This is a genomic window from Geodermatophilus sp. SYSU D00696 (genome assembly GCF_054050235.1).
On the sequence record NZ_JBJGYY010000034.1, the window covers coordinates 24,898 to 50,389 of the forward strand.

Consider the following 25,492-nt stretch of genomic DNA (forward strand, 5'->3'; position numbering starts at 1 on the left):
GTCCGGTCAGCCGCACCACCGCCGGGAGGTCCTCGCATGTCCGCTGCCGCCGAGTTCGCCGTCTGGGCGCCCGTGCCGGAGCGGGTGCGCCTGCAGGTCGACGGCGCCGTGCACGACATGCGCCGCGACGACGGCGGCTGGTGGCGCGCCGAGGTGCCGGCCGCGCCCGAGGCCGACTACGGCTTCCTGCTCGGCGACGACGACACCGTGCGGCCGGACCCGCGCTCGCGCCGCCAGCCCGACGGCGTCCACGGCCCGTCCCGCCGCTTCGACCCCGCGGCCCACTCCTGGGGCGACGGCGCCTGGACCGGGCGCCCGCTGGCCGGCGGCGTCGTCTATGAGATGCACGTGGGCACCTTTACGCCCGAGGGCACCCTGGACGCGGCGGTCGAGCGCCTGGACCACCTCGTCGACCTCGGCGTCGACTTCGTCGAGCTGCTGCCGGTCAACGGCTTCGACGGCACGCACAACTGGGGCTACGACGGCGTCCTCTGGTACACGGTGCAGGAGAGCTACGGCGGGCCGGCGGCCTACCAGCGGTTCGTCGACGCCTGCCACCAGCGCGGCCTGGGCGTGATCCAGGACGTCGTCTACAACCACCTCGGCCCGTCGGGGAACTACCTGCCGCTGTTCATGCCGGTGTTCAGCGAGGGCGGGCCCAACCCGTGGGGCTCGTCGATCAACCTGTCCGGGCCCGACTCCGACGAGGTGCGCCGCTACATCCTCGACAACGCGCTGATGTGGCTGCGGGACATGCACGTCGACGGGCTGCGGCTCGACGCCGTCCACGCGCTGGTCGACGAGCGGGCCACCCACGTGCTCGAGGAGATGGCACAGGAGGTCGACCGGCTCTCGGCGGCGCTGGGCCGGCCGCTGACACTGATCGCCGAGAGCGACCTCAACGACCCCCGGCTGGTGACCCCGCGCGCCGCCAACGGCACGGGCATCCACGCGCAGTGGAGCGACGACTTCCACCACGCGCTGCACGCGGTGCTCACCGGCGAGGGGCAGGGCTACTACGGCGACTTCGCCGCGGCCGGGCTGGCGGGACTGGCCAAGACGCTGACCGGCGCGTACTTCCACGACGGCACCTGGTCGAGCTTCCGCCGCCGGTCCCACGGCCGGCCGGTCGACACCGCGCGGCTGCCGGGCTGGGCGTTCCTCGGCTACCTGCAGGACCACGACCAGGTCGGCAACCGCGCCATCGGTGACCGGATCTCGGCGTCGCTGTCCCCCGGCCTGCTCGCCGTCGGCGCGACGCTGGTCCTCACCGGCCCGTTCACCCCGATGCTGTTCATGGGCGAGGAGTGGGGCGCCTCGACGCCGTGGCAGTTCTTCACCAGCCACACCGACCCGGAGATCGGGCGGGCGACGGCCGAGGGGCGCAAGGGCGAGTTCGCCGAGCACGGCTGGGACGCCGACGAGGTGCCCGACCCGCAGGACCCGGAGACGTTCACCCGCTCGAAGCTGGACTGGTCGGAGCCCGAGCGCGAGCCGCACGCGCGGCTGCTGGCGACCACCCGGGCGCTGCTGGCGCTGCGCCGGGCGCAGCCGGATCTGGTCGACCCGGACCTGGGCGCGGTGGAGGTCGGCTGGGACGACGAGGACCGCCTGCTGGTTGTGCACCGCGGCGCGCTGCGGGTGGTGGCCAACCTGTCGGGCGAGCCGCGGGAGGTCGACCTCGACCGGCCGGCCACCGGCGTGCTGTTCGCCACCGGGGACGACCCGGCGCTGGACGGCGACACGGTGACGCTGCCGGCCGAGAGCTCGGCCGTGCTCACCACCCGCTGACCGTGCGGCGGCTGTTCCCGGACGCCGGGCCCGTCGCGGACGACGCCGCGCTCGCCGCGGCCTACCGGCTGTCGCCGGGGCGGTCGGTGCGGGTCGACTTCGTCGTCTCGCTCGACGGCGCGATCGCCGTCGACGGGCGCAGCGCGGGGCTGGGCTCGCCCGGGGACCAGCGGGTGTTCCGCGTGCTGCGGGCCCTGGCCGACGCCGTCCTGGTCGGGCACGGCACCGCCGCGGCCGAGGGCTACCGCCCGGTGCCCGCCGACTCCGCGGTGGGCCGGCTGCGCGCGTCCCTCGGGCGGCCGCCGGAGCTGCCGGTGGCGGTGGTCTCGCGCCGAGCGTCGATGGCGCCCGGCGACCGGCTGGCGCAGGCCCCGACCCTGCTGGTGACCTGCGCCGCCGCCGACCCCGGCCGCCGCGCCGCGCTGGCCGACGCCGGCGTCGAGGTGCTCGTCTGCGGCGACGACGACGTCGACCTGCCGCTCGCGCTCGACCGGCTGGCCGACCGCGGCCTCGGGCAGCTGGTGTGCGAGGGCGGGCCGGCGCTGCTGTCGGCGGCGCTGGACGCGGGCGTGGTCGACGAACTCGACCTCACCGTCTCCCCCGCCCTGGTCGGCGGGCCGGCCCGGCTGCTCGACCGGGCGCTGGCCGACGTCGTCCGCCCGCGGCTGGTCCAGGTGCTCGAGGAGGACGGCGTCCTGTTCACCCGCTACGCCATCGGTTCCTGAGCCCCGGGAACGCCGCGAGGGCGGCCCGGGAGAACCCGGACCGCCCCCGCGTGCACCAACGGTTGATCAGAACTTCTGCTCGAGCGTCAGCTTCGCGGTGAAGCTCATGACATCGCTCTGCACGTCGTTGCCCGCCCGCTCCTCGTCCAGCGTGATGCGCAGCAGGAGGCACGCTCCCTTGCCCGGGTCCAGGCTCAGCGGCGAGGCAGTCGGGAGGAGACCGTCGTCCTCCTGGAAGGGGATCCAGCCCCAGCCATTCGGGGTCGCGGATGCGTTGCAGGCAGTCTCACTGGCACCGGACAGCGCAACGGCGTAGTCGGCGGCCGCGCTGAACTCACCCTCGTCGTCCGCGGCCTGGCAGCCGTCCTCAGCAGCGATCTCGGGCCCGTAGCAGCCGTTCTCCTGGTCGACGATCCCCTCGATGCTCGCGCCGAGTGTGCCGGAGATGTCGTTACCGGTGTTCTTCACGTACAGCGGCACCACGACCGACTCACCGGGTGCGAGGTTGCCCGCCTGGGCCGGAGCCGATGCGGGGCGCCCGACACCGATGGTGAGCGTCCCGGCGCCCGCGCCGGCGGTCTGGGTGCTGCTGTCCTGGAAGGCGGCGAAGGTGCCGCTGGCGCCGAAGGCGAGCAGTGCGGCGCCGCCCATGGCGGCGGAGGCGAGTGCGATCTTCTTCACGGGTGTCTCCTGTCGGTGTCCCCGTCACGGCGACGGTTCTCGCCGGCATGCGTGCGGCGAACGACGACAGCGTCGGTCGCCCACCCCCTCCGCGGCATCGTCAGTTCTGTTGATCCACTCTGGTACCGGAACACGTCTGTCACAGAGTCACCGCGTGGCGCTGGCGCCCCTCCCTCGTCGCGGACCGCCGTGGTGTCACCCGTCCGTGTGATGTGGTGCCCTTCGTTCGACGGGGGGGTTCGAGGAGTGCGGAGCATGTGCGCGATCAGTTCTGGGCGGCGGTGGCTGTCCGTCGGTCGCTGCACGGTCGTCGCCGCGGCGCTCACGGTCCTGGTCACGGCCGGCCACGAGGCGCGGCACACCGTCCTGGTGCTGCTCGCGACCCTGGGCCTGGTCGCCGCGGGTGCGATGTTCCTGCTCTGCTGGCGGGTGACCGGCACGCGGGCCACCTGGTACACCGGCGTCGGGCTGGTCCTGCTGGGCCTGCACGATCCCGCCACGGTCGCGGCCTCCGCCCTCCTCGACCAGCGGTCGCCGGACCTGTCCGAGGGCGTCGGGCTGGCCGTGGTCGTGGCTGCCGCCTGCGCCGTTCTCCGCGCCGCCACCGACGCCGGCACCCGGCCGCGGCGGGGCACCGCGATCGGTGCCGGGCTGGTCGCGCTCCCCCTCGTCGCAGCGGTACTCGTGGCCGCCGGGACGCTCGGTCCGTCGATCCCCTTCGGCGGCGCCGCACGAGCCTCGGGCTTCGTGCTGGCCGGCGCGCTGTGGGTCCTCGTCGCCGGCGCCACCCCGCGCGGCGACCGGCTCGATGCCCACGACCGGAGGTCCTCCGGGGCACTGGGCGCGAGCGCGCTCGTCGTCGGGCTCCTCACCGCCGCGCCGGGCCTCCCGGCCGTCGTGCCCGGCACCGCCGCCGCGGTGCAGGCCGTCGAGGACACCGGGCTCCTCGCCGTCGCGCTGGCCGCCGTCCTGGTCGGGCTCCACCGCCTCACCGGCGCGCTGGCCGGTCAGGAGCGCTACGTCGCCGGGCTGCTGGAGCAGCTCGCCGGCCACGAGCGGGAGTTGCAGCAGGCCCGCGCCTGCCTGCACGACGCGCGGGCGGCGGTCGCCGGCGTCCGCGCCGCGTCCTCCGCCGTCCGCCACCTGGGACCGGCGAGCGCTGCCCGCGCCGACCTGGAGGAGTCGATCACCCTGGAGCTGGCCAGGCTCGGGCGCATGCTGCGACTGCCCGATCGGACGCCGTCGGTCACCGTCGTCGACCTCGACAGGGTCGTCCGGCCCCTGGTCGTCAGCCACCGGGAGCGCGGCCTGCGGGTGGCCTGGTCCCCCTCGGGGACCGCGCCGGTGGCCGTGGACGGCGATGCCCTGGCGGTGATCCTGGGCAACCTCCTCGGCAACGTCCTGTCCCACACGCCTCGGTCACTGTGCCGGGTGTCGGTCGAGGTCACCGACCGGCTCACGGTCACCGTGGCCGACGACGGCCCCGGCCTCCCGGCCGGTCCCCGGGACACCGTCTTCGAGGCCGGCGCGCGGCGCCCCGACAGCCCCGGCGAGGGCCTCGGTCTGGCCATCTCCCGGGACCTCGCCCGGCGGCACGGTGGCGACCTCACCACGGCGGACAGCCCCGTCGGCTGCTGCTTCGTGCTCACGCTGCCCGTCCGGGCCCCGGCTCAGGCGGCCCGCAGTGCGGCGGTCCCGCGACCGCGGTCCGCCGTGGACGTGCCCACCGAACTGGGCCTGGCGCGATGAACGGCCCGCCGGTGCTGCTGGTCGACGACCACTCGCTGTTCGCCCAGGCGGTGGAGATCGGGTTGCGGGCGGCCGGCGTCCCCGCCCGGCGCGTGGTCCCCGACACCGCCGAGGGGATCACCCGGGTCTGCGCCGCGGCCGCCCCGGCGACGGTGCTCCTCGACCTCCGGCTCGGCACCGGGGCCGACGGCGTGCCGATCGACGGCCTCGACCTGGTCGGTCCCCTCACCAGCGCGGGCTGCCGGGTGGTGGTCCTCACCGCGGAGACGGGGAACGGGACCTGGGGCACCGCGGTGGAGCGTGGCGCGGTGACGGTCCTGCCCAAGGACACCGACCTCGAGAGCCTCGTCCGCGTGCTGGGCACCGTTCGGGAGGGACGGCCGGTGCTCGACGAGGGGCGCCGTCAGGACCTGCTCGCCGCCGCCCGGCGGGCGCGCGCCGACGAGACCGCCCGGCTGGCGCCGTTCCGGCAGCTGAGCCCGCGGGAGGACGAGGTGCTGCGGTGCCTCGCGGCCGGCATGCCCGCGGCGACGATCGCGGCGACGGCCCACGTGAGCGAGGCCACCGTCCGCACGCAGATCCGCGCCGTGCTGACGAAGCTGGCGGTCAACTCCCAGCTGCAGGCGGTGGCGCTCGCCCGCCGGTCGGGCTGGCTCGACCGGCCGGGCCCGCTGCCGGCACGCTGACCGCCCCCGGGAGCGGTCAGTCCCCGCCGGCGCGACCGGGCTCTGCCCCGCCGCCGTGGCCTCCCTGGGCGTCGGGCCGGACGACGCGGACGGGCACGTCACGCGCGTCGCTGAAGCCGCCTCCCCGGTGTTCCAGGGTGAGGCGGAGGGTGCCGTCCCAGCGGTCGGCCGCCGGGGAGGAGCCGCCTTCCCCGGTGGCCGTGAGCGACAGGGTGGTCTCGCTGTCCGGGGCGTCCGTGAGGAGCAACGGAGCGCCGCGCCCGGTCGCCAGCTCGCACAGGTCAGCGACGGTCGGTGCCCCGGTGGCCGGCCGGACGGTGAGCGTGATGTCGGGGAGCCCGGCGCACGGCCGCTCCTCGGGGACGCCGACCACCGAGAGCCGCAGCTCGGCCGGCGCGGCTCCGGAGACGTCCGTGGCGACCCGGACGGTGCCGCCCTGGCCCGGGTTCATCAGCAGCCGGTGACCCGCGACCGGGCCCTCCGGCGCCACGTCGAGGGTCACCGACCCCGCCCCCGCCTTCGCTGGGAGGACGGCGGTGTCGACGAACGTGGCCGTCGTGCCGTCCACGCCGAGAACCAGCGTCCCAGCCAGGACACCGCCGAGGGCCCAGGCCGTGCCGCGCCTCACGCGCCACCTGCCCCACGACGGCGGGTCACGGGGAACCGGCAGCGCACGCGGACGATCGTGCGCGCGCGGGGCCCACCGGCACATCGTCGATTTCGATGATGTGGGCCGCCGGCCCGCCGGGGAGCATCGGGACGTGTCCCGCCGAGCCAGCGCCGCGGAGCCCGCGGCCGGGAACGCGCTCGTGCGCCGGCTGCGCCGACTCGTCTCCTGGGTGCTGGGCCTCGTACTGGTGACCTCGACGGCGGCCGCACTCGGCATCGCCCTCTACCCCGCGGTCACCGGCGGCTCCGCGCTCGCCGTCCTGAGCGGGAGCATGACGCCCGGCCTGCCGGTGGGCGGCATGGTCTTCACGCGCACGGCCGACACGGCGGAGGTCGAGCCCGGCGACGTGATCACGTTCCAGCGCCGTCCCGGCGCCCCGGAGCTCGTGACCCACCGGGTCGTCGCGGTGGACACCACCAGCGGGGTTCCGGTGTTCACCACCCGGGGCGACGCGAACGACGCCCCGGACCTCGACCCGGTCCCGGCCTCCTCGGTGCGCGGCGAGCTGTGGTTCGCCGTGCCGCACCTCGGCCGGCTCGCGGCGGTCCTGCACTCGCCCAAGGGCGCGGGCCTGCTCATCGTCCTCGTCTGCGCCGCCGTCGCGGCCTCGCCGGGGGCGCGTCCGCGGACGTCGCCCGGCCACGACGCGCACCCCGCACCGTTCGACGACACCACCGTCCGGCTGCCCGCCGTCCGCCCCGCTGCGACCCCTCCGGCAGCGATCGGGCTGGTCGACCGGCCGGGCTGAGTCCCGGCGGCGCCGCCACCGGCCGCGACCGACCTCAGCCGACGAGCCGGACGGCGCCCCCGTACCCGGCGAGGCGGGAGTCCGCGGTCAGCAGCAGGGCCCCCTCGGCGACGGCCTGAGCCACCAGGAGCCGGTCGAAGGGGTCACGGTGCACGTCGGGGAGGTGCTCGACCGCGACCGCCTGCTCGGCGGTGACGGGCAGGTGGTCCAGCGCCAGCTCCGCGGCCACCCGACGCGCCCAGGTGCGGACGTCGGACCCCAGGGTCAGCTTGCCCAGGCCCTGCTTGACGGCCAGCTCCCACACGCACACCGCGGAGAGGAGCCTCTGCTCGGCGTCCTCGATCGCCTGGAGGTCGGATCCCAGCCGCTCCGGAGTGGTCGCCGCCCACACGAGGACGTGGGTGTCGAGGAGGACCCTCACTCCTCGCCCTCGAACGCCCGCTGCAGGTCCTCCGGCAGCTCGTCGAAGTCGTCGGCGATCCACACGTTGCCGCGGTCGAAGCCGAAGTTCGGCGTGCGCCGTGCGGGGGCCACCAGGCGGGCGACCACGCGCCCGCGGTTGGTGATCTCGACCTCCTCACCGGCCGCGACCCGCTCGAGCAGCCGGGACAGGTGCGTCTTCGCCTCGTGCACCCCGACCGACACCGTCATGCACTTAGTCTGGTCATCTGGTCATCTCGTGGATCGGGCCGCGCCACCCGTTCGGTCGACGTCGTCCTGTGCACCGTCGGACAGCGCTGATTGACTGGCCGGCATGGACCTGCCCGTTCTCCCGCCGGTGAAGCCGATGCTGGCCAAGGCCACGACGACGCTGCCCACGGCGGACGGGACGTTCTACGAGCCCAAGTGGGACGGGTTCCGCTGCATCGTCTTCCGCGACGGCGACGAGGTCGAGCTCGGCAGCCGCAACGAGCGCCCGCTCACCCGCTACTTCCCCGAGGTCGTGGCCGCGGTCAAGGAGGCGCTGCCGGAGCGCTGCGTCGTCGACGGCGAGATCGTGGTGCCTCAGGGCGACCGGCTGCACTTCGAGTCACTGCTGCAGCGCATCCACCCGGCGAAGTCGCGGGTCGACCTGCTCGCCGAGCAGACCCCGGCGCACTTCGTCGCCTTCGACCTGCTGGCGGTGGGCGACGAGTCGCTGATGGAGACGCCGTTCGCGCAGCGCCGGGCGCGGCTGCGCGAGGTGCTGTCCGGCACCCACGAGCGGGTGCACGTGACGGCGGTGACGCAGGACGCCGGGACCGCGCGGCGCTGGTTCGAGGAGTTCGAGGGCGCCGGACTCGACGGCGTCGTCGCCAAGGCCCCGGATCTGCCCTACGGCCCCGACCAGCGGCTGATGACCAAGGTCAAGCACGTGCGCACCGCCGACTGCGTCGTCGCCGGGTTCCGCTGGCACAAGAGCGGGCCGGTGGTCGGGTCGCTGCTGCTGGGCCTCTACGACGACGGCGGCCTGCAGCACATCGGCGTCGCGGCGTCGTTCCCGATGGCCCGGCGCGCCGAGCTGGTCGAGGAGCTGGCGCCCTACCGCACCGACGCCCTGGACACCCACCCCTGGCGGGAGTGGGCGAACGCCGAGCTGCAGGCCGATGGCGAGCACCGGATGCCGGGCGCGCAGAGCCGGTGGAACGCGAAGAAGGACCTGTCGTGGGTGCCGCTGCGGCCCGAGCTCGTCGTCGAGATCAAGTACGACCAGCTCGAGGGCCGGCGGCTGCGGCACACCGGGCAGTTCCTGCGCTGGCGTCCCGACCGCGACGCCGTGAGCTGCACCTACGACCAGCTCGAGGTCCCGGTGCGCTACGACCTCGCCGAGGTCCTCTCGGGGTGAGGTCCCGGACACCGCCCTGCACCCCTGGCACCGGCCTCCTACCGTGGTGATCATGCGTCTGCGCCGCGGTGTGCTCGCCGCCTCGACCGGACTGCTCCTGGCGGTCACCGGCTGCACCTCGTTCTCGGAGTCGGCCGGTGAGGCCCAGGCCTCGTCGGCGGCGGAGTCGTCGGCGCCGGCCGAGGTGGAGGCCGCGCCGATCGCCTGGACCGACTGTGACGCGCAGATCACCCAGCTGATCGCCGGGACGCCCGGCAGCGAGCGCGACCTGTTCTTCGAGTGCGGCCGCACCGAGGTGCCCATCGACCACGACGAGGCCGACGGCCCCACGCTGCCGCTGTTCCTCGTCCGGGCCACGCTCGCCGGGCAGACCGACCGGATCGGCTCGCTGCTGGTCAACCCCGGAGGCCCGGGCGGGTCGGGGGCCGACGCCGCGCTGAGCCTGGCGCTGTCGATGCCCGAGGACGTGCTGCGCCGCTTCGACCTGGTCGGCTTCGACCCCCGCGGCGTCGGCCTGTCCACGCCGGTGGAGTGCATCCCGGCCGAGCTGAAGGACCGCTCGACCGCCGCCGAGCCGCGACCCACGACGCAGGAGCAGATGGACGACGTCCTGGCCATCACCGACGAGATCTCCGAGGCCTGCACCGAGGAGTACGGCGACGCGCTGGGCACGTTCAACACCGCCGACACCGCCCGCGACATGGACCTGCTGCGGGAGTCGCTGGGCGACGAGCAGCTGACCTACCTGGGCTACTCCTACGGGACGACGCTGGGCAGCACCTACGCCGAGCTGTTCCCCGAGAACGTGCGGGCGATGGTGCTCGACGCCGCGGTCGACCCCGTCGCCGACCCGCAGACCCGGGTCGAGTCGCAGGCCGCCGGGCTCGAGGCGTCCTTCGACGCGTTCGCGGCCAACTGCACCGGGCTGGTCTCCGGGTGCCCGCTCGGCGGGGAGCCGCGCCGCTTCCTCGACGAGCTGCTCGCCCAGGCCGCCGGCACACCGATCCCCAGCTCCGTCCCCGGCGAGACCCGGACGGCGACGCCCGGGGTGGTCTTCACGGCGGTGCTCGCGGCCATGTACGACCCCGGCTCGTGGCCGCAGCTGTCGCAGTCGCTGGCCGCCGCGCGCAACAACGGCGACGCCGCGGGGCTGTTCTCCCTCACCGACCGGTACACCGGCCGGCTGCCCAACGGGACCTACACCAACCAGACCGACGCGAGCATCGCGATCGACTGCGCCGACACCCCCGAGGACGAGACCTGGTCGGAGGAGCAGGTACTGGCCCTCGCGCAGGACTGGGTGACCCGCTACCCGCTCTTCGGCGCCGGTGCCGCCTCCAGCCTCTACACCTGCGGGGTGTGGGATGCCCCTCGCACGCCGCTGCCGGAGCGCGACGCCGAGGGCAGCGCGCCGCTCCTCGTCGTCGGCAACAGCGGTGACCCGGTGACCCCGCTGCCCGGCGCCGAGAACATGGCCGAGGACCTCACCGCGGGCGTGCTGGTGGTCTGGCAGGGACAGGGCCACACCGCCTACCCGAAGACCGAGTGCGTCACGACGGCGGTGAACGCCTACCTCATCGACCTCACGGCGCCGCAGGACGGGCTGACGTGCCCGGCCTGAGCCGCCCCGGCCCCGGGAGCTGACGGATGGCGAGCAGCAGCAAGGACGCGGTGGTCCTGACCATCGACGGGCACGAGGTGCGCGTCTCCAACCCGGAGAAGCCGTACTTCGCCGAGCGCGGCATCCGCAAGATCGACGTCGTCGAGTACTTCGTCGCCGTCGGCGAGGGGATCCTGTTCGCCCTGCGGGACCGGCCCACCACGCTCGAGCGCTGGCCCGGCGGGGTGTTCGAGGGGGCCCGGCTGTCGACGCGGGTGGACAACACCGGCGACGCGTTCTACCAGAAGCGGGTCCCCAAGAACGCCCCCGACTGGGTGCCGACGGCGCACATCACCTTCCCCAGCGGGCGGACCGCCGACGAGATCGCGCCCGACTCGGTCGCCGTCGTCGCGTGGTGCGCCAACCTCGGCACGCTGACGTTCCACCCGTGGCCGGTCGGCAAGGACGACGTCGAGTCGCCGAACCAGATCCGCATCGACCTCGACCCGCAGCCGGGCACCGACTTCGCCGACGCCGTCTGGGTGGCCCCGCACGTACGGGAACTGCTGCACGAGCTCGGCATGGAGGGCTGGCCCAAGACCTCCGGCGGGCGGGGAGTGCACGTGTACGTGCCCATCCAGCCGCGCTGGACCTTCACCGAGGTGCGCCGGGCGGTGATCGCCTTCGGCCGCGAGCTGGAGCGGCGCCTGCCCGACCGCGTGACCATGTCATGGTGGAAGGAGGAGCGCGGCCAGAAGATCTTCATCGACTACAACCAGATGGCTCGGGACCGCACCATCGCCTCCGCCTACTCCATCCGGCCCAAGCCGTACGCGCCGGTCTCGGCCCCGCTGGACTGGGACGAGCTGCCCGACGTCCACCCCACCGACTTCGACGTGCTGACCATGCCGGCCCGCTTCACGGCGGTCGGTGACAAGCACGCCGGGCTGGCTGGGCACGCGTTCGGCATCGAGCCGCTGCTGGAGCTCGCCGAGCGGCAGGAGAGGGACGCCGGCCTGGGCGACCTCCCCTATCCGCCGGACTACCCGAAGATGCCGGGCGAACCCATGCGGGTCCAACCGAGCAGGGCCAAGCGTCCTACCAGCGCGGATGGATGAGTCGGCGCTCAACGCCAGGGGAGCACAGCGATCACTCGACGGACAACCCACGTCCTGCAGTGAATCGGGCGTACTCCTCCGGTCGCCTCCCCGGGCTCCTGGGACCGAGTTCCGACACACCGTGGACCATCGAGCGCAGCGGCTGGAGCGTCCACTGTTCCTCCTGCTCGCTGATCGCCCCTCGGCCGCGAGCAAGTGCTCGACGAGCTGACCGGCCTCCCGGCCGAGGTCCTTGACCGCCGCCCGCTGGCTGACCATGATTGTGGTCATGACGACGCGGTCGCTGGCGGCGGTCAAGGCGCACTTCAGTCAGGTGATCGACGAGGTCGCCGGCACGCACGAACGCGTCACGGTCACGAGGAACGGCAGCCCGGTCGCGGTCATCCTGGCCGTCGAGGACTACGAGTCCCTGATGGAGACCCTGGAGATCCTGTCCGACCCTCGAGCGCGCTCGGAGATCCGGCAGTCAGAGGAGGAGATGGCCGGCGGCGAGGCCTACGGAGAGGCGGAGGTGCGGGCCGCACTCGCGGCCCGCCGGCGGTGACCGGCCCGGGTCGGTACACCGTCGTCCTCTCGGCAGCGGCCAAGCGGGCCATCGAGCGCGACCTCCCCGAGCCGGTGGCTGTCGCGGTCGTCGACTTCCTCTACGGGCCGCTGGCTGCGGACCCGTACCGCGTCGGCAAGCCGCTGCGCTTCGATCTCGAGGGCTACTGGTCCGCGCGACGGGGCCAGTACCGCGTCGTCTACTCGATCCACGACGACGAGGTCCTCGTCCGGGTCGTACGCATCTCGCACCGCGCCGACGTCTACGGCTGACCGGCACCTCCGTGCCGGTCCGGACGCGACAACTCGCCCGGTGACCCACCCACTGAGGCTCGACGCTGGCCTGCGGTTCAGCCGCTCTGAACAGCGCTTTCGTGGTCCGCTCCCCGAAGATGCCGGGAGCCGATGCGGGTGCAGCCGAGCCGGGCCAGGAAGCCGGCCGGCGCGGACGGGGAGTCCGGCGTTCGACGCGGTGGTGCTCAGCGCCGATCCGGAGGGTGGTGCAGCGCACGGCCCGTGGCGGGGTCGAACACGTGCGCGCGAGTCGCGTCGACGGTGACCCGCACCGCGTCCCCGGGGCGGATCACCGCCCGCGGCGGGAAGAACGCGTGCAGGATGCCGCCGGAGGAACCGCCTCCGGGCGGTCCGCCGTCCGGGTCGTCCGGCGCAGCGTCCACCACGACCGCGACCACGTGGTGCCGCCCGGTGTACTCGACGTGGCTCACCACCCCGTCCAGCGTGACGGCGTCCGGGTCGGAACCGGCCTGGGCGTCGTGCACGTCCTCGGCACGCAGTCCGAGGACGACCTCGCGGCCGACGTGGTCGAGCAGCGACGGCGGCACCGCCTGCCACAGGGGCAGGGTCCGGGTACCCACCTGGAAGCCGGCCTGCCCACCGGCGGACACCAGCCGGGCGGACAGCAGCCCGATCGGCGGGTCGCCGATGAACTCGGCGACGAACAGGTCCACCGGCCGCTCGTACAACTCCCTGGGCCTGTCCACCTGCACGATGCGGCCCTCGTGCAGCAGCGCGACCCGATCGGCGATCACCAGGCCCTCGGCCGGGTCGTGGGTGACGTAGAAGGTGGGGACGCCGAGGGAACGGACGGCCGCGACGATCTGCCGCCGGACCTCGACGCGCTGCACGGCGTCGAGGTCGCCGAGGGGCTCGTCGAGGAGGAAGACGTCCGGGACCTGCACGAGCGCGCGGCCGATGCCGACCAGGCCGCGCTCGCCCCCGGACAGCTGACCCGGCCGACGGGACAGCAGACGGCCGAGCCGCAACTGCCGGGCCCGGCCGCGGACCCGCTCCTGCACCTCTGCCTCGGGCCGGTGCTGCACCCGCAGTCCCCACCCGAGGTTGTGCGCCACGTCGAGGAACGGGAACAGGGCGGACGACTGGAACACCATGGCCACGTGCCGCTCGGCGGACGGCAGCCGGGTGACCCGGCGGCCCCGGATCAGCACGTCGCCGGAGCCGGCCTCCTCGAGACCGGCGATGGCACGCAGCAGCGTCGACTTGCCGCTGCCGGACGGGCCCAGCACCACGAGCAGTTCGCCGTCGGCCGCCAGCAGCGTCACGTCGCTCAGCACCGTCGTGCCGCCACGCACGACGGTCACACCGTCCACGCCCGTGTCCGTCATCGGTCCTGCCCGCCGCCTCGTCCCGCCCGACCGTCCCGTGCAGCGAGTGTGCACCGCCGTGGCCGCTCACCGCGCTCAGACGGCGGTCCGTCCACGACGACGAGGGTCTCGTCGCGCGAGGAGGCCGTCAGGCCACCGCGCCACTCCGCGTCCGCGGTCGCCCTGAGCGCATGCGGTGACGGATCACCGCGTCGAAGGCGCGGTCGCCGAGCAGACCGCGGGCAGCGACGAGCGCGCGGGCCTGGCGCGGCACGAGGTAGCGCGTCCGGGGCCGCGGGCTGCTCACGGCGCGGGCCACGACGTCGGCGACGACGTCGGGAGGTGGCGCGCCGCGGAACCCGTCGCGCACCAGCCGCTCGAGGTCGTCGGCCATCCGGGCGTAGCGGGGGCTGCTGTTGCGGCGGGCGTGCGCGAGGGCGACGGTCTCGAAGCCCGTTGCGATCGCGGCGGGTTCGACCACGACCACGCGGATGCCGTCGTCGTGCAGTTCGGCGCGGAGCGCGTCGGAGAGCGCCTCGACGGCGTACTTGGAGGCCGAGTACCAGCCCGCCATGGGCGTGGTCATCCGGCCGGCCACCGAGGAGATGTTGACGACGACGCCTCCCCCGGCGCGGCGCAGGGAGGGCAGCGCCGTCTGCGTCACCGCGACCAGGCCGAGGACGTTGACCTCGAACTGGTCCCGCGCCCGGTCCAGGTCGGTGGCCTCCACGGCACCGTAGAGGCCGTACCCGGCGGCGTTGACCAGGGCGTGGAGCCGACCGCCGGACGCCTCCACCGCCTCCGTGACGGTGACCCGCGTGCCGGCGGGATCGGTGACGTCGAAGACGACCGGCCGGGCGCCGGCCTCGACGAGCGGAGCCAGGGGCCCGGCGCGCCGGCCGGCTGCCAGGACGTGCCAGCCGTCCCGCAGCAGCCGCTCGACGGTGGCCCGGCCGATGCCGCTCGTGGCCCCGGTGACCAGGGCCGTCCTCACGGCCGGCTCACCTCCTCCCCCGACACCGGCGCACCGGGCGACCCCACGGGGGACAGGGGGAACGTCACGCCGGTGAGCGCCTCCGAGGCTGCCCACAGGCCGGACTGTTGTTCGGGATCGGCCGGGATCCGGTCCGGTGCCACCGGCACCGGGGCGCCCTTGAGGCCGTTCAGGCGGCGGCGCGTGACGAAGGTGCCTCCGGGGAGCGGCGCGAGGGACGCCGTCAGGATCGGCTGCGCGCCCACCTCGGGATCGTGGGCGAACAGCGCGTTGCCGACGGCGATGAGCGCCCGCTCGACGCGGCCGGCGGTGTCCCCCGGCCCCAGTCCCGAGCGGGTCCACCCCGGCTGCGCGGCGAGGCTGCGGGTCTCGGCACCCGCCCGTTCCAGGCGGCGGTGCAACTCCAGGGCGAAGAGCATGTTGGCGCTCTTGGCCTGGGCGTAGGCGGGGTAGCGGCGGTAGTCCCGCTCGGACTGCAGATCGGCGAGGTCGATCCGGGGCCTGGCGGCGATGCCGCTGGTCACCGTCACCACCCGTGAGTCCTGGGTGGCCAGCAGCAGCGGCAGCAGGCGGCCGGTCAGCGCGAAGTGGCCGAAGTGGGCGACGGCGATCTGCAACTCGAGGCCGTCGACGGTGACCTGCCGCGGGACGGCCGCCACCGCGGCGTTGTTCACCAGCAGGTCCAGACGGTCGTGGCGGCGCACGACCGACTCGGCCAGGGCCCGGACGCTCCCGAGGTCGGCCATGTCGACCCGCGCGATCTCGAGCGAGGCACCGGGGACCGTGTCGGCGATGCGGCTGACGACGGCGCGGGCCTTGTCCGGGTCGCGGACCGCGAGCACCACGTGGGCTCCCGTCTCCGCGAGGGCACGCGACGTCGCTGCCCCCACTCCGCTGCTCGCCCCGGTGACGAGGACCACCGCCCCGTGCAGGTCCGGCCGTGACTGGTGTTCCCACGTGTGCGGCACGTCGGGCTCCCTCCGAGATGTATGTGAGTACTACATACATTGCGGTCACTAAGGTGACACGCATGCCCAGGAGCGTCAAGACGTCGGGACCGGAGCGCGGCTACCACCACGGCGACCTCCCGGCAGTGCTCACCGACACGGCGATCGAGCTGATCCGCGAGCAGGGGGTGCACGGCTTCTCCCTGGCCGAGGCCGCGCGCAGGGCCGGCGTGAGCGTCGGCGCTCCGTACCGGCACTTCCCGGACAAGGAGTCGCTGCTGGCGGCCGTCGGCGTCCGGGCCCACCAGGTGCTCCGGCCTCGGCTGGACGCCGCGATCGCCGGGCAGTCCGACCCGGCCGCGCAGCTCAGCGCGGCAGCGGCCGCCTACGTCCGGTTCTCCGTCGACGAGCCGGCCCTCTTCAGTGCCCTGTTCCGCGCCGAGGTCACCAAGTCCCGGTTCCCGGCGCTGGCCGAGGCGGCGCTGCAGAGCTACGGCACCTGGCTGGCAGCCGCCCGGGCGCTCGCCGCCCGACCCGACGGCGACGCGGACGAGGAGGCCGCGAGGGACCTGGCGGTCGACGTCCTCACCGTGGCCCACGGCCACGCCGCCCTCCTCGCCGACGGCCAGTTCGGCTCGACGGACGAGGACGCCGACGCCGTCGTGGCACGCGTGCGACGGGTCACCGCCACGCTGCTGCGGGGCCGTGGCCCGGCGACCGCCGGGTCCCCGTAGCGAGACACCGACCGGCCGGATCCGCCCGCGCCGCACCCGTGACCAGGGACCCTTCCTCCGGCCCGGCCGCGGGTCTACCGTCCGGACGTCCGCACGGGGGAACTCCACCGAGCCGACCGGAGCCGGCCATGCTGAACGACAGCCGCGTCGAGGCGAACATCCCGGCCAGCGACCTCGACCGGGCGCGTGACTTCTACGCCGACAAGCTCGGCCTCACCCCCGTCGCCGAGGTCGAGGGCGTCCAGCTCACGTACCGCACCACCGGCGGGACGAGCTTCACCGTCTACCGCACCGACTTCGCCGGGCGGGCGGGGCACACGCTCGCCCAGGTCCACGTCGACGACATCGAGTCCCAGGTCCACGACCTCGAGGCCAAGGGCGTGCGGTTCGAGCACTACGACATGCCCGGTGTCGAGTGGGCCGGCCCCATCGCCTCGATCCCCGGGATGGGGCGGGCGGCCTGGTTCACCGACAGCGAGGGCAACATCCTCTGCGTCGACCAGCCCGACTGAACCGGGCCGCCCACCCGGCGGCGGGAGCCCCGCGCGCGGAAGGAGTCGAGACCGGCACCGGCCCCCACCGCCGCCACGGCCCCGCGAGGAGGACGGGGACGGCGAACCCGCCCGACGACTCGGCGCGGACCCCGGCAGCAGCGCGTAGGAGAAGCGGCCGAACGCCTGGGCGACGGCGGAGGCGAGCGCGACGAGCAGGACGAGCCCGCGTGGCCGCACCCGCACGACGCCACTTCTGCAGCCGCCTGCGGACGACGCCGCGGCCGTCCGAGGGAACGAGTCCACCACGGCGGTGCGCGCCTCGCCCGTGTCCGGGGAGGCCGGGCCGTCAGGTGCCGGGTGCTGCCTCCAGGGTGTCGGGCGCCGGCGCCTGCTGCGGGATCCTCGGCTCGGCCCCCAGCCGGGTGGTGCGGCGGGCGAGGTAGGCGTCCCAGTCCCAGGTGTCGAGGAACTGCCGCGCGGCGGTGCGGCCGTTCTCGTAGAGGCGGTCGGCGGTCGCCCGGTCGAGGTCGAAGTCGGTCGCCGAGACGCCGTCGGTGTCGACGAAGATCGTCCGCTCGACGACGTCCGGGTCGTTGAGGTGGGCCCGGTCGGTGTGGCCGATCAGGGTCTTGAGCAACGCCAGGCTGAGGCTCGCCGGGCCGCGCACCGCGAACCCGGGCGGCGTGGCCGGACCCCTGGCGGAGAGCTTGATCCCGAAGGTCGGCCAGCGCGGCGGCCGGCCGTCGCGGCGGTCGAAGACCCCGACCGGGAAGTTGGACAGCATCCCGCCGTCCACCAGCACGACCTTCCGTCTCTCCCGGACGTCGTCGAGGGTCACCGGCTCGAAGAAGAACGGGATGGAGGCCGAGGCCCGCGCGGCGTCGGCGACGGGGACGTCGTCGGCCACGAGGCCGTAGCGGTCGTAGTCCGCCGGGAGGGTGCGCATCAGGCCGCAGGTGACGTCGGAGACGACCACCGTCAGCCGGTAGCGCTTCTCCGGTGGCAGCGCGGAGCCCGGGTCCTGCTCCGGGGTGATCGCCAGGTCGCTGAACGTGGTCACCCCGCGCTCGGCCAGCCGGTCGACCAGCCAGTCGCGCAGGTACCGCCCCTCGTAGAGGCCCTTGTCGAACGCGAGTGACAGCGCCTGGCCGAGGATCGGGATGCGGTCCACCAGGCTCCTGTCCTGGAACCGGCGCCAGTCCAGCCCGGCCATGATCTCGGCCAGCCGCGCCGCAGGGGTCCCCGCGGCGACCAGCGACCCGACGATCGCCCCGGCCGAGGTCCCGGCGACCCGCTGGACGCGGTACCCGGCCTCCTCCAGCACCGAGAGGGCGCCGACCAGGCCGATGCCCTTGACGCCACCGCCCTCGAGGACGAGGTCGCACCTCTGCTGCCCGGTCATCGCCATCCACCTCCGCTCGAAGGACGTGCGTACGGACGATCCACCCCGACGCCCCGTGCGCGTCAGAGGCCGAGGGCCCGGACCATCGCGGCTCGGGTGCGTGGCCGTCGACGGCGTCCACGGCGAGGCCCGAGGTGCTCTGGAAGTCGCGGGTCGCCTGCTCGGTCATCGGCCCGAAGACCTCGTCGACGTCGATCCTCCTGTCGAGGACCTGGACGAGGCGCCACTGCCAGGTCGCCACCGCGGCCCCACGGTCACCACGCCGGAGCAGCTGGTCCCCCTTCCCCGGCACGCCGGGTCAGGTGGAGCGGGTCCGGGCTCGCGGCAGGGCCACCCCGTCGACCTCGACGTCCACCCTCTCGCTGTAGAAGGCCACGAGACCGGCGATCGGTGCGACCTGCTGGGTGGGGAACGCGTAGGACCAGGCGACGTCCTCGGGAGCCGGCGTCCCGCCGTCCCCGCGCAGCGACCAGTACTCCGAGGTGACGCCCTTGTACGGGCAGGCCGTCCGGGTGTCGCTGCTGCGGAGCCGCTCGAACGCCACGTCGGTGCGCGGGAGGTAGTAGCGGGTGACCAGTCCGGTCTCGAAGAGCAGCACCGGGCTCCGGCTGTCGGCGAGGACCTGCCCGTCGAGCTGCACGCGGACGTGGCGGTGGGACCGCAGCGCGTCGACCCGGACGTAGGGGCTGCGGGGGTGGACGAAGACCTGCTCGTCCTCCTCGTACCAGGCGTCGAGCGCCGTCCAGTCGAAGCGGGCGGTCCCGGCGACCCCCTCGGCGGCGTCGGTTCCGAAGACCCGGACGCTGCCGGGCCGGTCCTCCCCGCCGGCGCGGAGCCCGTGGCGGCGGGCGGTGCCGTGCGCGGAGTGCTGCTCGGACCCCTCGTCGACCAGGCAGGCGGGATCGACGTCCGCCACCGGCACCAGGTACTGGGGATAGGCGGGGATCTCCCACAGGTAGCGGGCGCGCGTGGTGTCGAGGACCGTCCGCCCGGCCAGCGTGGCCCGGATCCGCCGCGGGACGGGCTCGACCCGGCCGGTCTCGGCCGCCATCCGCGGGTGGTCGCGCAGCGGGTGGATCGGATCAGCCATGACGTGCCTCTCGTGGGTCGGGTGCTCAGCCGGGCGGCGCGAGGTCGGCCGCGCCGAAGACGACGTCGAAGCGGTCGCACCAGACGACCACGCTCGCGTACGCGGAGGTGTCGACGCCGGCGGGGACGAGGTAGTTCTGGTCGCCGGCGGTGCCCTTGAGCGGCCCGAGCGCGACGTGCCCGTCGCCGAACGCGTCCTCCTCCCCCCGCGCCGGGTTCGGGGACAGCCAGACGACCAGCACCGGCCCGTTGGAGGTCGCGAAGTCCTCGAACCGCACGACCACCCGCCCGTCGGCGAGGCGCAGGACCCGGGCGGTGCCGCTCGTGGCGTGCTCCCGGGAGACGAAGCCGCCCGAGGCGAGCTCCACCGGCGGCTGCGGCGCCGTCGCCGCGCCGGACGATGCGCCGGGGGCGGCGCTCCCCGGTGGTCCGGCCGCCACGGTCGGCAGGGCCTCGTCGACCCGCTGGCCGTAGAGGAGCTTCTGCGGCTGGAACCAGACCAGCACCACCGCGAGCAGGACGGCGAGGGCCGCGGCCGGCCACAGCCACCTCCGGCGCCGGGCCGCGCCGGCGCTGCGGTCAGGCCGCCTGGAGGACGTCACCCGAGGACACCTCCTGCTCGGCGGCGACCGCGTAGGGGTGGGCGAACGCGTAGCCGGCCCGCCCGGGTTCGACCTCCAGCCGGAGGCAGGTGCCGGTGTCCCAGTTCCACACGACGACCACCGCGGCGCCGGTCCCCCGGTCCCAGAGCAGTGTCACCTCGACGGCGCCGTGCTCGCGGCGGGCCAGCTCGACCAGCCCGGACCCGTCTGTCGTCCTGGGAGCCATGACCGACCACCCCTGACCTCTCGGGGGAACCGCCCGGACGGCAGCCCCTGCACCCCTGACGTCGGTGCACCCCGGGGATCGGTTACACGCCCGGCCGAGCACGGCGGGACGAGGAGGTGGTGAAACGCCCGCGGCCGAGCCGGGACAGCCGGTGCACGAGCCCCCCGCGGTCGGGGGGACGGTAGGAGGGGCGATGGCAACCGGTCTGTCGGCGGACGCCGTCGTCGCGGACGACGCGGGGTTCGCCGCCGTCACGGGCACGTCCCCGTCGCTGGCGGTCCTGGTCCGGTGCGACGCGCACGAGGGCCCGACGTACCTGCCCCGCGACGACGCCCTCTACGTCACCACGACCCCCCGGGGCCGGCCGCCCGGGGCGCTGGTCCGGCGGATCGCGCTGGACGGTGACCGGGCCGGCGCCGGCGCCGATCCCGTGACGACCGTGCCCGGGACCGTCGTCGCGCCCAACGGGATGACCGCGTGGAGGTCCGGTCTGCTGGTGTGCGACCAAGGCGGCCCCGACTCCCCCGCCCGGCTGGCGCACCTCGACCCCGCCACCGGGGCGACGACGACGGTCGTGCACGCCCACGACGGGCGTCCGCTGAACTCCCCCAACGACGTCGTCGTGCACCGGGACGGGACCATCTGGTTCACCGACCCGTCGTACGGGCACCTGCAGGGCTTCCGTCCCGCGCCCGAGCTGCCGGACGCGGTGTACCGGTTCGACCCCGCCACCGGCCGGCTGCGGGTGGTCGCCGACGACCTCGACAAGCCCAACGGGCTGGTCTTCTCCCCCGACGGGACGGTGCTCTACGTCGCCGACAGCGGCGCCGAGCAGGAGCCGGGCAGCCACCACCGGGACCGGCCGCACCACGTCTACGCCTACGACGTCGTCGGCGGGGACGCGCTCGCCGCGCGGCGGGTCGTGGACACCACGCCCACGGGCACCCCCGACGGGCTCGCCGTGGACGTGGCCGGCCGGCTCTACGTCTGCTGCCCCGACGGCGTCCGGGTGCTGACCCCCGGCGGAGCGCTGCTCGGGCGGCTCGCCGTGCCCGGCGCGGTCAACCTCACCTTCGGCGGTCGCGACCGCGACCGGCTGTTCATCACCGCGGACACGGCCGTGTGGGTCGCCGTCCTGAACACGAGAGGAGCGTGACCGCCATGACCGCGGTCCGCACGCGCAGGGTCCTCGACGGCGTCGGCGTGGACGCGGTCCTCGCCGCCGCCGAGAAGCACGCAACCGCGCACGGCCACCGGGTCGTCATCGCGATCGTCGACGCCGCGGGGCGGGTGCTCGCCCTGCGCCGGACGGAGGACAGCCAGGCCGCCAGCGACCAGGTGGCCGTCGACAAGGCCCGGACCGCGGCGGTCTTCGTGCGGCCGAGCCGGGAGATCGAGGAGCAGGTGACCGGCGGGCGGCTGGGCGCGCTGGCGCTGCACGGCGCGCGGGCGCTGACCGGAGGCGTGCCGCTGACGGTCGACGGCCAGGTCGTCGGCGCGATCGGCACCAGCGGCGAGACCCCGGACGAGGACGAGGCGGTCTCCCTGGCCGGCGCGGCCGCGCCGTTCAGCACCCGCGAGGTGCCGGCGCTGGGCGCCACCGCCGCGCAGGTCGCGATCCGGGCCGTCGCCGACGCGGCCACCTCCCGCGGCGTGGCGCCGGTCGCCGCGGCCGTCGACGCGGGTGGCGACCTGGTGTACCTGTGGCGCCCCGACGCGGCGCAGGTCGCCAGCGTCGGCGTCGCCACCGACAAGGCCCGCACCGCCGCGCTCTACCGGCGCCCGAGCCGGGACTTCGAGCAGCAGGCCTCCGGCGGGCGCCCGTCGGCGCTGCACCTGGCCGGCGCGGTGCCGCTGCAGGGCGGCATGCCGATCGAGGTCGACGGCCACGTCGTCGGCGCCGTGGGCGTGAGCGGCGCGTCCTCGGCCGACGAGGACCAGGAGCTGGCCGAGATCGGCCGGGACGCCGGCCGGCGGGCCGCCTCCGGCGCCGGCGTGCAGGACGCCGTCCTCGTCCCCGCGCCCGAGGTCGAGGAGCGGTTCCGCTCGGGCGGACTGCTGGTCGACACCGCCCGCTACCAGGTCGACGCCGGACGGCGCACCGCCCCGGGCGCGGTGGAGTACCACGCCGCCGTGGTCGACGTCATGCGGGTCGTGCAGGGCCGGGCCACGGTCGTCACCGGGGGCACGATGCGCTCCGCGCACGAGGTCGGGCCGGGTGAGCTGCGCGCCGAGGCGCTCGACGGCGGGACCGCCCACGACCTCGGCGAGGGCGACGTGCTGGTCGTCCCGGCCGGCGTGCCGCACCAGTTCGTCGACGTCTCCGACCCCTTCCTGTACCTCGTGACGAAGGTGGTGGCGTAGCCGTGGCCACGGCCACCTCCACGGCCGTCTCCACGGCCGCGCCGACCGGCCACCGGCCGGCCGCCGACCTGCCGCGGCCGCCGCAGCTGCTGCCCGGCGCCCCGGCCGCGGTCGTCGACCTGCAGACCGACGAGGGCGCCGCGCTGGTCGGGGCCACCTGGCGGTACAGCGACGCCCGGGTCGAGGAGATCGACTTCGTCGAGGTCGGCTCGCCGGCCGACCCGCTCGGCCCGGGCGACGTGCCGAACCGGACCTTCGACGTGCTGCCGCACGCCGGGGCGGCCGACTTCGACGACTCCGCCTGGCGGGTGCTCTCGCCCGGCGACACGCAGCTGCGCCTGGCCGGCGGGCGGGTCTGCTTCAACTGGTACCGGGTGAGCGTGACCCTCCCCGAGCGCGTCGGGGACCTGGACCCGACCGGGACCACGGTGGTCTTCGAGGTCGTGGTCGACGACTACGCCGAGGTCTGGGTGGACGGCCGGCTGCCCGTGGCGCTGGGCGACACCGGCGGCCAGGTGGTGGCCGGCTTCAACGCCCCGAACCGCGTGGTGCTCACCGACGACGCCCGGCCCGGCCAGACCTTCCGGATCGCGGTGTTCGGCGCCAACGGCCCCGTCTCCGCCTCCCCCCGCAACTACATCTGGCTGCGCAGCGCCACGCTGGACCTCTACCCGGCCCACCGGGCGCGGCGGACCGAGCCGGTGCTGCTGCGGACCACCCGGGCGGACGCCGGCCTGGACGCCGTCCTGGAGCCGGGCGCAGGGGCGGAGCGGGTCGCCGGCGGCCTCGAGTCCACCGCCGGCCCGGTGTGGACGGCCGACGGCGCCCTGCTGTTCAGCTCGCCCGCCACCAACCACGTCTACCGGTGGACGCCCTGGGGCGGGGTCACGGTGTTCCGGTCGCACAGCGGCTACGCCGGCACCGACATCGGCCGGTTCACCGCGCCCGGCTCGGCCGGGCTGGCCGTCGACCCGCAGGGGCGGCTGACCATCTGCCAGCACGGCAACCGCCGGGTGCTGCGGGTGGAGCCGCACGGCGACACCACCGTCCTGGCCGACCGCCACGAGGGCCGGCGGCTGAACAGCCCGGAGGACCTGGTGTACCGCTCGGACGGCACGCTCTTCTTCACCGATCCGCCGTCCGGCCTGCCCGGCGGCGCCGACGACCCGGAGCGGGAGCTCCCGTCCAGCGGCGTCTTCTGCGTGCGCGACGGCGTCGTGCGCCTCGTCGAGGACGGGCTCACCGATCCCGGCGGGATCGCCCTGTCCCCCGACGAGCGGCACCTCTACGTCGCCGACCGGGACCCCGCCCGCCCGGCGGTCGTGCGCTACGACGTGGCGGCCGACGGCACGCTGTCCGGCGGCCGGGTGGTCGTCCACCCGGCCGGCGGCGAGGACGCGGTGGACGGCATCACCGTCGACCGGGACGGCGACCTGTACGTCTGCGGGCGCTCCGGGATCCGGGTGCTGTCCCCCGACGGCGGGCACCTGGGCACGCTGCACCTGCCGGAGCGCCCGGTCGGCCTCGCCTGGGGCGACGCGGACCGCCGCACCCTGTACGTCACGGCGCCCACGAGCGTCTACCGCATCCGGACCGGGATCGGCGGCGTCGGTCCCCGCGACGAGGAGGACCGATGAGCACCGGACTGGACGTCGGCGCCGTGCTGCCGGACTTCGAGCTGCCCGACGAGAACGGGACCCCGTGGCGGCTGTCGCAGCTGCAGGGCTCCGACGCCATGGTGCTGCAGCTCGGCCGGGGCGAGCACTGCCCCCGGGAGCGGGCCCACCACCGGGAGCTGCTCAGGCTCCAGGAGGTCCTCCCGATCGCCTTCACCTCGCTGGTCACGATCGTGCCGAACGACCTGCACGACACCTACAAGCTCAAGAGCTCCACCGGCGCCTGGTGGACCTTCCTCTCCGACGGCGACCTCGCGGTCCAGCGGGCGCTGGGCATCGACGAGTACACCGACCCGCACCACCCGGCCACCGTGCCCCACACGCTGGTGCTGGCGCCGGGACTGGTGATCGACCGCGTCTACTGCGGCTACTGGTTCTGGGGGCGCCCGTCCGCCGACCAGCTCTGGCGGGACCTGCAGGACCTGTTCCGGCGGACCAAGGCCGACTTCGACCCCACCACCGCCGAGGCGCGCGCGGCCTGGAGCCGGGCCCGCGCCTCGGCGTGACCCGGACGGCCCCGGACCGTGTCGGACGTCTGGACCCTCGACGTCCCCGCGGGCGAGAAGGTCCTCCGCACCGTCGCGGTCTACGCGGCGCTCGCCCTGCTGCTGCGGGTCGCCGGGAAGCGCAACCTGGCCCACCTGAACTCGTTCGACCTCGTCGTCGTGCTGCTGCTGTCCACCGTCGTCCAGAACGCGCTCATCGGGCCCGACGACAGCGTCGCCGGGGGGCTGCTGGCCGCCGCGGTGCTCGTCGCCACGAACGCGGTCGTCGTCCGGGTGGTGTCCCGCTCCGAGCGGGCCGTCCGGCTGTTCGAGGGCTCCGACGTCCCGCTGATCCGGCACGGCCGGTTCCTGGACCGGTCGCTGCGGCGGGAGGGGCTGCGGCGCGCGGACGTCGAGGCTGCCCTCCGCGCCCAGGGTGCCGACGGCGCCGGCGACGTCGCCGAGGCGGGCCTCGGTCCCGGCGGCAGCATCGTCGTCTGGCTCGAACCGGCGCGGATGTCCGCGACGCGGGGGGACATCGACGCGGTCCACCGGCGGCTCGACGCCATCCAGCAGGCGATCGCGGCGGCCACCGCGGACGGCGCCCGGCGCGGCCGTGGCGCGGGTCTGCGCGGGGTTTTGGTTTGGGGGGGGGGGGGCGCCCCCCCCGCCCCGCCCCCCCCCCCCACACGTCACACTTCATGTTCTCTCAAAAACCGTC

28 protein-coding genes and 1 pseudogene are annotated in these 25,492 nt (G+C 75.0%); 17 read left to right on the forward strand and 12 right to left on the reverse strand.

Features of this window, described 5'->3' with window-relative positions:
* Window positions 1-36 precede the first annotated feature (36 nt).
* Both treZ and ACI79O_RS18850 read left to right on the forward strand, forming a co-directional pair.
* Window positions 37-1,791: a malto-oligosyltrehalose trehalohydrolase gene (gene treZ / locus ACI79O_RS18845; protein WP_456914902.1), complete on the forward strand. Its 1,755-nt coding sequence runs from the start codon at window positions 37-39 to the stop codon at window positions 1,789-1,791.
* A gap of 2 nt (window positions 1,792-1,793) precedes the next feature.
* On the forward strand, window positions 1,794-2,516 hold the full coding sequence (locus ACI79O_RS18850) for a dihydrofolate reductase family protein (protein WP_456914903.1): 723 nt from the start codon (window positions 1,794-1,796) through the stop codon (window positions 2,514-2,516).
* Window positions 2,517-2,582: 66 nt separating this feature from the next.
* Here the strand turns inward: ACI79O_RS18850 and ACI79O_RS18855 are convergent, their stop codons facing one another.
* Entirely contained in the window at window positions 2,583-3,197 is a 615-nt protein-coding gene (locus ACI79O_RS18855) for a TasA family protein (RefSeq protein ID WP_456914904.1), read from the reverse strand.
* Between the two features lie 255 nt (window positions 3,198-3,452).
* On the opposite strand from ACI79O_RS18855, the gene ACI79O_RS18860 reads away from it, so the two are divergent.
* Together ACI79O_RS18860 and ACI79O_RS18865 are read left to right on the forward strand one after the other, a co-directional pair.
* Window positions 3,453-4,946 (forward strand): sensor histidine kinase, encoded by a 1,494-nt coding sequence (locus tag ACI79O_RS18860; RefSeq protein ID WP_456914905.1) that lies wholly within the window; start codon window positions 3,453-3,455, stop codon window positions 4,944-4,946.
* The gene (locus ACI79O_RS18865) at window positions 4,943-5,632 is read left to right on the forward strand and encodes a LuxR C-terminal-related transcriptional regulator (RefSeq protein WP_456914907.1); all 690 of its coding nucleotides are present in this window, start codon (window positions 4,943-4,945) and stop codon (window positions 5,630-5,632) included. Before ACI79O_RS18860 ends, ACI79O_RS18865 begins: the two co-directional genes overlap by 4 nt.
* 16 nt (window positions 5,633-5,648) lie before the next feature.
* Here the strand turns inward: ACI79O_RS18865 and ACI79O_RS18870 are convergent, their stop codons facing one another.
* Entirely contained in the window at window positions 5,649-6,260 is a 612-nt protein-coding gene (locus ACI79O_RS18870; protein ID WP_456914908.1) for a hypothetical protein, read from the reverse strand.
* Window positions 6,261-6,393: 133 nt separating this feature from the next.
* Between ACI79O_RS18870 and ACI79O_RS18875 the strand changes: the two genes are divergently transcribed.
* Window positions 6,394-7,050 (forward strand): signal peptidase I, encoded by a 657-nt coding sequence (locus tag ACI79O_RS18875; protein WP_456891857.1) that lies wholly within the window; start codon window positions 6,394-6,396, stop codon window positions 7,048-7,050.
* Between the two features lie 34 nt (window positions 7,051-7,084).
* On the opposite strand, the gene ACI79O_RS18880 is transcribed toward ACI79O_RS18875, so the two are convergent.
* Entirely contained in the window at window positions 7,085-7,471 is a 387-nt protein-coding gene (locus ACI79O_RS18880; protein WP_456891855.1) for a type II toxin-antitoxin system VapC family toxin, read from the reverse strand.
* Window positions 7,468-7,701 carry a type II toxin-antitoxin system Phd/YefM family antitoxin gene (locus tag ACI79O_RS18885; protein WP_456891853.1) on the reverse strand — a complete coding sequence of 78 codons (234 nt, stop codon included), beginning with the start codon at window positions 7,699-7,701 and terminating at the stop codon, window positions 7,468-7,470. Before ACI79O_RS18885 ends, ACI79O_RS18880 begins: the two co-directional genes overlap by 4 nt.
* Before the next feature lie 103 nt (window positions 7,702-7,804).
* On the opposite strand from ACI79O_RS18885, the gene ACI79O_RS18890 reads away from it, so the two are divergent.
* The 5 genes from ACI79O_RS18890 (at window position 7,805) to ACI79O_RS18910 (ending at window position 12,409) form a co-directional block, all read left to right on the forward strand.
* Window positions 7,805-8,875 (forward strand): ATP-dependent DNA ligase, encoded by a 1,071-nt coding sequence (locus ACI79O_RS18890; RefSeq protein ID WP_456891851.1) that lies wholly within the window; start codon window positions 7,805-7,807, stop codon window positions 8,873-8,875.
* A 52-nt stretch (window positions 8,876-8,927) separates the two neighbouring features.
* Window positions 8,928-10,496, forward strand: coding sequence for an alpha/beta hydrolase (locus ACI79O_RS18895; protein ID WP_456914909.1), 1,569 nt, complete (start codon window positions 8,928-8,930; stop codon window positions 10,494-10,496).
* A 26-nt stretch (window positions 10,497-10,522) separates the two neighbouring features.
* Complete coding sequence (locus ACI79O_RS18900; RefSeq protein WP_456914910.1) at window positions 10,523-11,593, forward strand: DNA polymerase domain-containing protein; 1,071 nt, start codon at window positions 10,523-10,525, stop codon at window positions 11,591-11,593.
* Window positions 11,594-11,861: 268 nt separating this feature from the next.
* On the forward strand, window positions 11,862-12,137 hold the full coding sequence (locus ACI79O_RS18905; RefSeq protein ID WP_456891845.1) for a type II toxin-antitoxin system Phd/YefM family antitoxin: 276 nt from the start codon (window positions 11,862-11,864) through the stop codon (window positions 12,135-12,137).
* Complete coding sequence (locus ACI79O_RS18910) at window positions 12,134-12,409, forward strand: type II toxin-antitoxin system RelE family toxin (protein WP_456914911.1); 276 nt, start codon at window positions 12,134-12,136, stop codon at window positions 12,407-12,409. The genes ACI79O_RS18905 and ACI79O_RS18910 overlap by 4 nt, the downstream gene beginning before the upstream one ends.
* Before the next feature lie 206 nt (window positions 12,410-12,615).
* Here ACI79O_RS18910 and ACI79O_RS18915 read toward each other — a convergent pair whose 3' ends face one another.
* From ACI79O_RS18915 to ACI79O_RS18925, 3 genes are all read right to left on the reverse strand, one after another.
* A complete protein-coding gene (locus ACI79O_RS18915) occupies window positions 12,616-13,764 on the reverse strand; it encodes an ABC transporter ATP-binding protein (RefSeq protein ID WP_456914912.1) in 1,149 nt (382 codons plus the stop codon).
* A gap of 142 nt (window positions 13,765-13,906) precedes the next feature.
* Window positions 13,907-14,752, reverse strand: a complete 846-nt coding sequence (locus tag ACI79O_RS18920; protein ID WP_456914913.1) for an SDR family NAD(P)-dependent oxidoreductase — start codon at window positions 14,750-14,752, stop codon at window positions 13,907-13,909.
* Window positions 14,749-15,720, reverse strand: a complete 972-nt coding sequence (locus ACI79O_RS18925) for an oxidoreductase (RefSeq protein ID WP_456914914.1) — start codon at window positions 15,718-15,720, stop codon at window positions 14,749-14,751. Before ACI79O_RS18925 ends, ACI79O_RS18920 begins: the two co-directional genes overlap by 4 nt.
* Before the next feature lie 62 nt (window positions 15,721-15,782).
* Between ACI79O_RS18925 and ACI79O_RS18930 the strand changes: the two genes are divergently transcribed.
* Together ACI79O_RS18930 and ACI79O_RS18935 are read left to right on the forward strand one after the other, a co-directional pair.
* Window positions 15,783-16,433: a TetR/AcrR family transcriptional regulator gene (locus tag ACI79O_RS18930; protein ID WP_456876916.1), complete on the forward strand. Its 651-nt coding sequence runs from the start codon at window positions 15,783-15,785 to the stop codon at window positions 16,431-16,433.
* 128 nt (window positions 16,434-16,561) lie between these two features.
* Window positions 16,562-16,945, forward strand: a complete 384-nt coding sequence (locus ACI79O_RS18935; protein ID WP_456891835.1) for a VOC family protein — start codon at window positions 16,562-16,564, stop codon at window positions 16,943-16,945.
* 328 nt (window positions 16,946-17,273) lie between these two features.
* On the opposite strand, the gene ACI79O_RS18940 is transcribed toward ACI79O_RS18935, so the two are convergent.
* From ACI79O_RS18940 to ACI79O_RS18960, 5 genes and pseudogenes are all read right to left on the reverse strand, one after another.
* The gene (locus ACI79O_RS18940; protein WP_456914915.1) at window positions 17,274-18,329 is read right to left on the reverse strand and encodes a patatin-like phospholipase family protein; all 1,056 of its coding nucleotides are present in this window, start codon (window positions 18,327-18,329) and stop codon (window positions 17,274-17,276) included.
* 172 nt (window positions 18,330-18,501) lie between these two features.
* Window positions 18,502-18,621, reverse strand: a pseudogene (locus ACI79O_RS18945) (peptidoglycan-binding domain-containing protein); the annotation flags it as partial.
* A 6-nt stretch (window positions 18,622-18,627) separates the two neighbouring features.
* On the reverse strand, window positions 18,628-19,419 hold the full coding sequence (locus ACI79O_RS18950) for a DUF427 domain-containing protein (protein ID WP_456891831.1): 792 nt from the start codon (window positions 19,417-19,419) through the stop codon (window positions 18,628-18,630).
* A gap of 25 nt (window positions 19,420-19,444) precedes the next feature.
* Entirely contained in the window at window positions 19,445-20,020 is a 576-nt protein-coding gene (locus tag ACI79O_RS18955; protein WP_456914916.1) for a DM13 domain-containing protein, read from the reverse strand.
* Window positions 19,998-20,246: a hypothetical protein gene (locus tag ACI79O_RS18960; protein WP_456876923.1), complete on the reverse strand. Its 249-nt coding sequence runs from the start codon at window positions 20,244-20,246 to the stop codon at window positions 19,998-20,000. Before ACI79O_RS18960 ends, ACI79O_RS18955 begins: the two co-directional genes overlap by 23 nt.
* A gap of 193 nt (window positions 20,247-20,439) precedes the next feature.
* On the opposite strand from ACI79O_RS18960, the gene ACI79O_RS18965 reads away from it, so the two are divergent.
* From ACI79O_RS18965 to ACI79O_RS18985, 5 genes are all read left to right on the forward strand, one after another.
* Complete coding sequence (locus ACI79O_RS18965) at window positions 20,440-21,402, forward strand: SMP-30/gluconolactonase/LRE family protein (protein WP_456914917.1); 963 nt, start codon at window positions 20,440-20,442, stop codon at window positions 21,400-21,402.
* A 5-nt stretch (window positions 21,403-21,407) separates the two neighbouring features.
* The gene (locus tag ACI79O_RS18970) at window positions 21,408-22,610 is read left to right on the forward strand and encodes a heme-binding protein (RefSeq protein WP_456891825.1); all 1,203 of its coding nucleotides are present in this window, start codon (window positions 21,408-21,410) and stop codon (window positions 22,608-22,610) included.
* 2 nt (window positions 22,611-22,612) lie between these two features.
* Window positions 22,613-24,247, forward strand: a complete 1,635-nt coding sequence (locus ACI79O_RS18975) for an SMP-30/gluconolactonase/LRE family protein (RefSeq protein WP_456914918.1) — start codon at window positions 22,613-22,615, stop codon at window positions 24,245-24,247.
* Window positions 24,244-24,792 carry a redoxin domain-containing protein gene (locus ACI79O_RS18980; RefSeq protein WP_456914919.1) on the forward strand — a complete coding sequence of 183 codons (549 nt, stop codon included), beginning with the start codon at window positions 24,244-24,246 and terminating at the stop codon, window positions 24,790-24,792. The genes ACI79O_RS18975 and ACI79O_RS18980 overlap by 4 nt, the downstream gene beginning before the upstream one ends.
* 18 nt (window positions 24,793-24,810) lie before the next feature.
* On the forward strand, window positions 24,811-25,492 hold a 682-nt coding region (locus tag ACI79O_RS18985; RefSeq protein WP_456914920.1), incomplete at its 3' end, for a YetF domain-containing protein.

Bases quoted from the DNA above. Each gene is read 5' to 3' on its own strand.
- treZ (WP_456914902.1), top strand. From the start codon at position 37: ATGTCCGCTGCCGCCGAGTTCGCCGTCTGGGCGCCCGTGCCGGAGCGG.
- ACI79O_RS18860 (WP_456914905.1), top strand. From the start codon at position 3,453: ATGTGCGCGATCAGTTCTGGGCGGCGGTGGCTGTCCGTCGGTCGCTGC.
- ACI79O_RS18865 (WP_456914907.1), top strand. From the start codon at position 4,943: ATGAACGGCCCGCCGGTGCTGCTGGTCGACGACCACTCGCTGTTCGCC.
- ACI79O_RS18885 (WP_456891853.1), bottom strand. From the start codon at position 7,701: ATGACGGTGTCGGTCGGGGTGCACGAGGCGAAGACGCACCTGTCCCGG.
- ACI79O_RS18890 (WP_456891851.1), top strand. From the start codon at position 7,805: ATGGACCTGCCCGTTCTCCCGCCGGTGAAGCCGATGCTGGCCAAGGCC.
- ACI79O_RS18895 (WP_456914909.1), top strand. From the start codon at position 8,928: ATGCGTCTGCGCCGCGGTGTGCTCGCCGCCTCGACCGGACTGCTCCTG.
- ACI79O_RS18900 (WP_456914910.1), top strand. From the start codon at position 10,523: ATGGCGAGCAGCAGCAAGGACGCGGTGGTCCTGACCATCGACGGGCAC.
- ACI79O_RS18905 (WP_456891845.1), top strand. From the start codon at position 11,862: ATGACGACGCGGTCGCTGGCGGCGGTCAAGGCGCACTTCAGTCAGGTG.
- ACI79O_RS18930 (WP_456876916.1), top strand. From the start codon at position 15,783: ATGCCCAGGAGCGTCAAGACGTCGGGACCGGAGCGCGGCTACCACCAC.
- ACI79O_RS18935 (WP_456891835.1), top strand. From the start codon at position 16,562: ATGCTGAACGACAGCCGCGTCGAGGCGAACATCCCGGCCAGCGACCTC.
- ACI79O_RS18940 (WP_456914915.1), bottom strand. From the start codon at position 18,329: ATGACCGGGCAGCAGAGGTGCGACCTCGTCCTCGAGGGCGGTGGCGTC.
- ACI79O_RS18950 (WP_456891831.1), bottom strand. From the start codon at position 19,419: ATGGCTGATCCGATCCACCCGCTGCGCGACCACCCGCGGATGGCGGCC.
- ACI79O_RS18960 (WP_456876923.1), bottom strand. From the start codon at position 20,246: ATGGCTCCCAGGACGACAGACGGGTCCGGGCTGGTCGAGCTGGCCCGC.
- ACI79O_RS18965 (WP_456914917.1), top strand. From the start codon at position 20,440: ATGGCAACCGGTCTGTCGGCGGACGCCGTCGTCGCGGACGACGCGGGG.
- ACI79O_RS18970 (WP_456891825.1), top strand. From the start codon at position 21,408: ATGACCGCGGTCCGCACGCGCAGGGTCCTCGACGGCGTCGGCGTGGAC.
- ACI79O_RS18980 (WP_456914919.1), top strand. From the start codon at position 24,244: ATGAGCACCGGACTGGACGTCGGCGCCGTGCTGCCGGACTTCGAGCTG.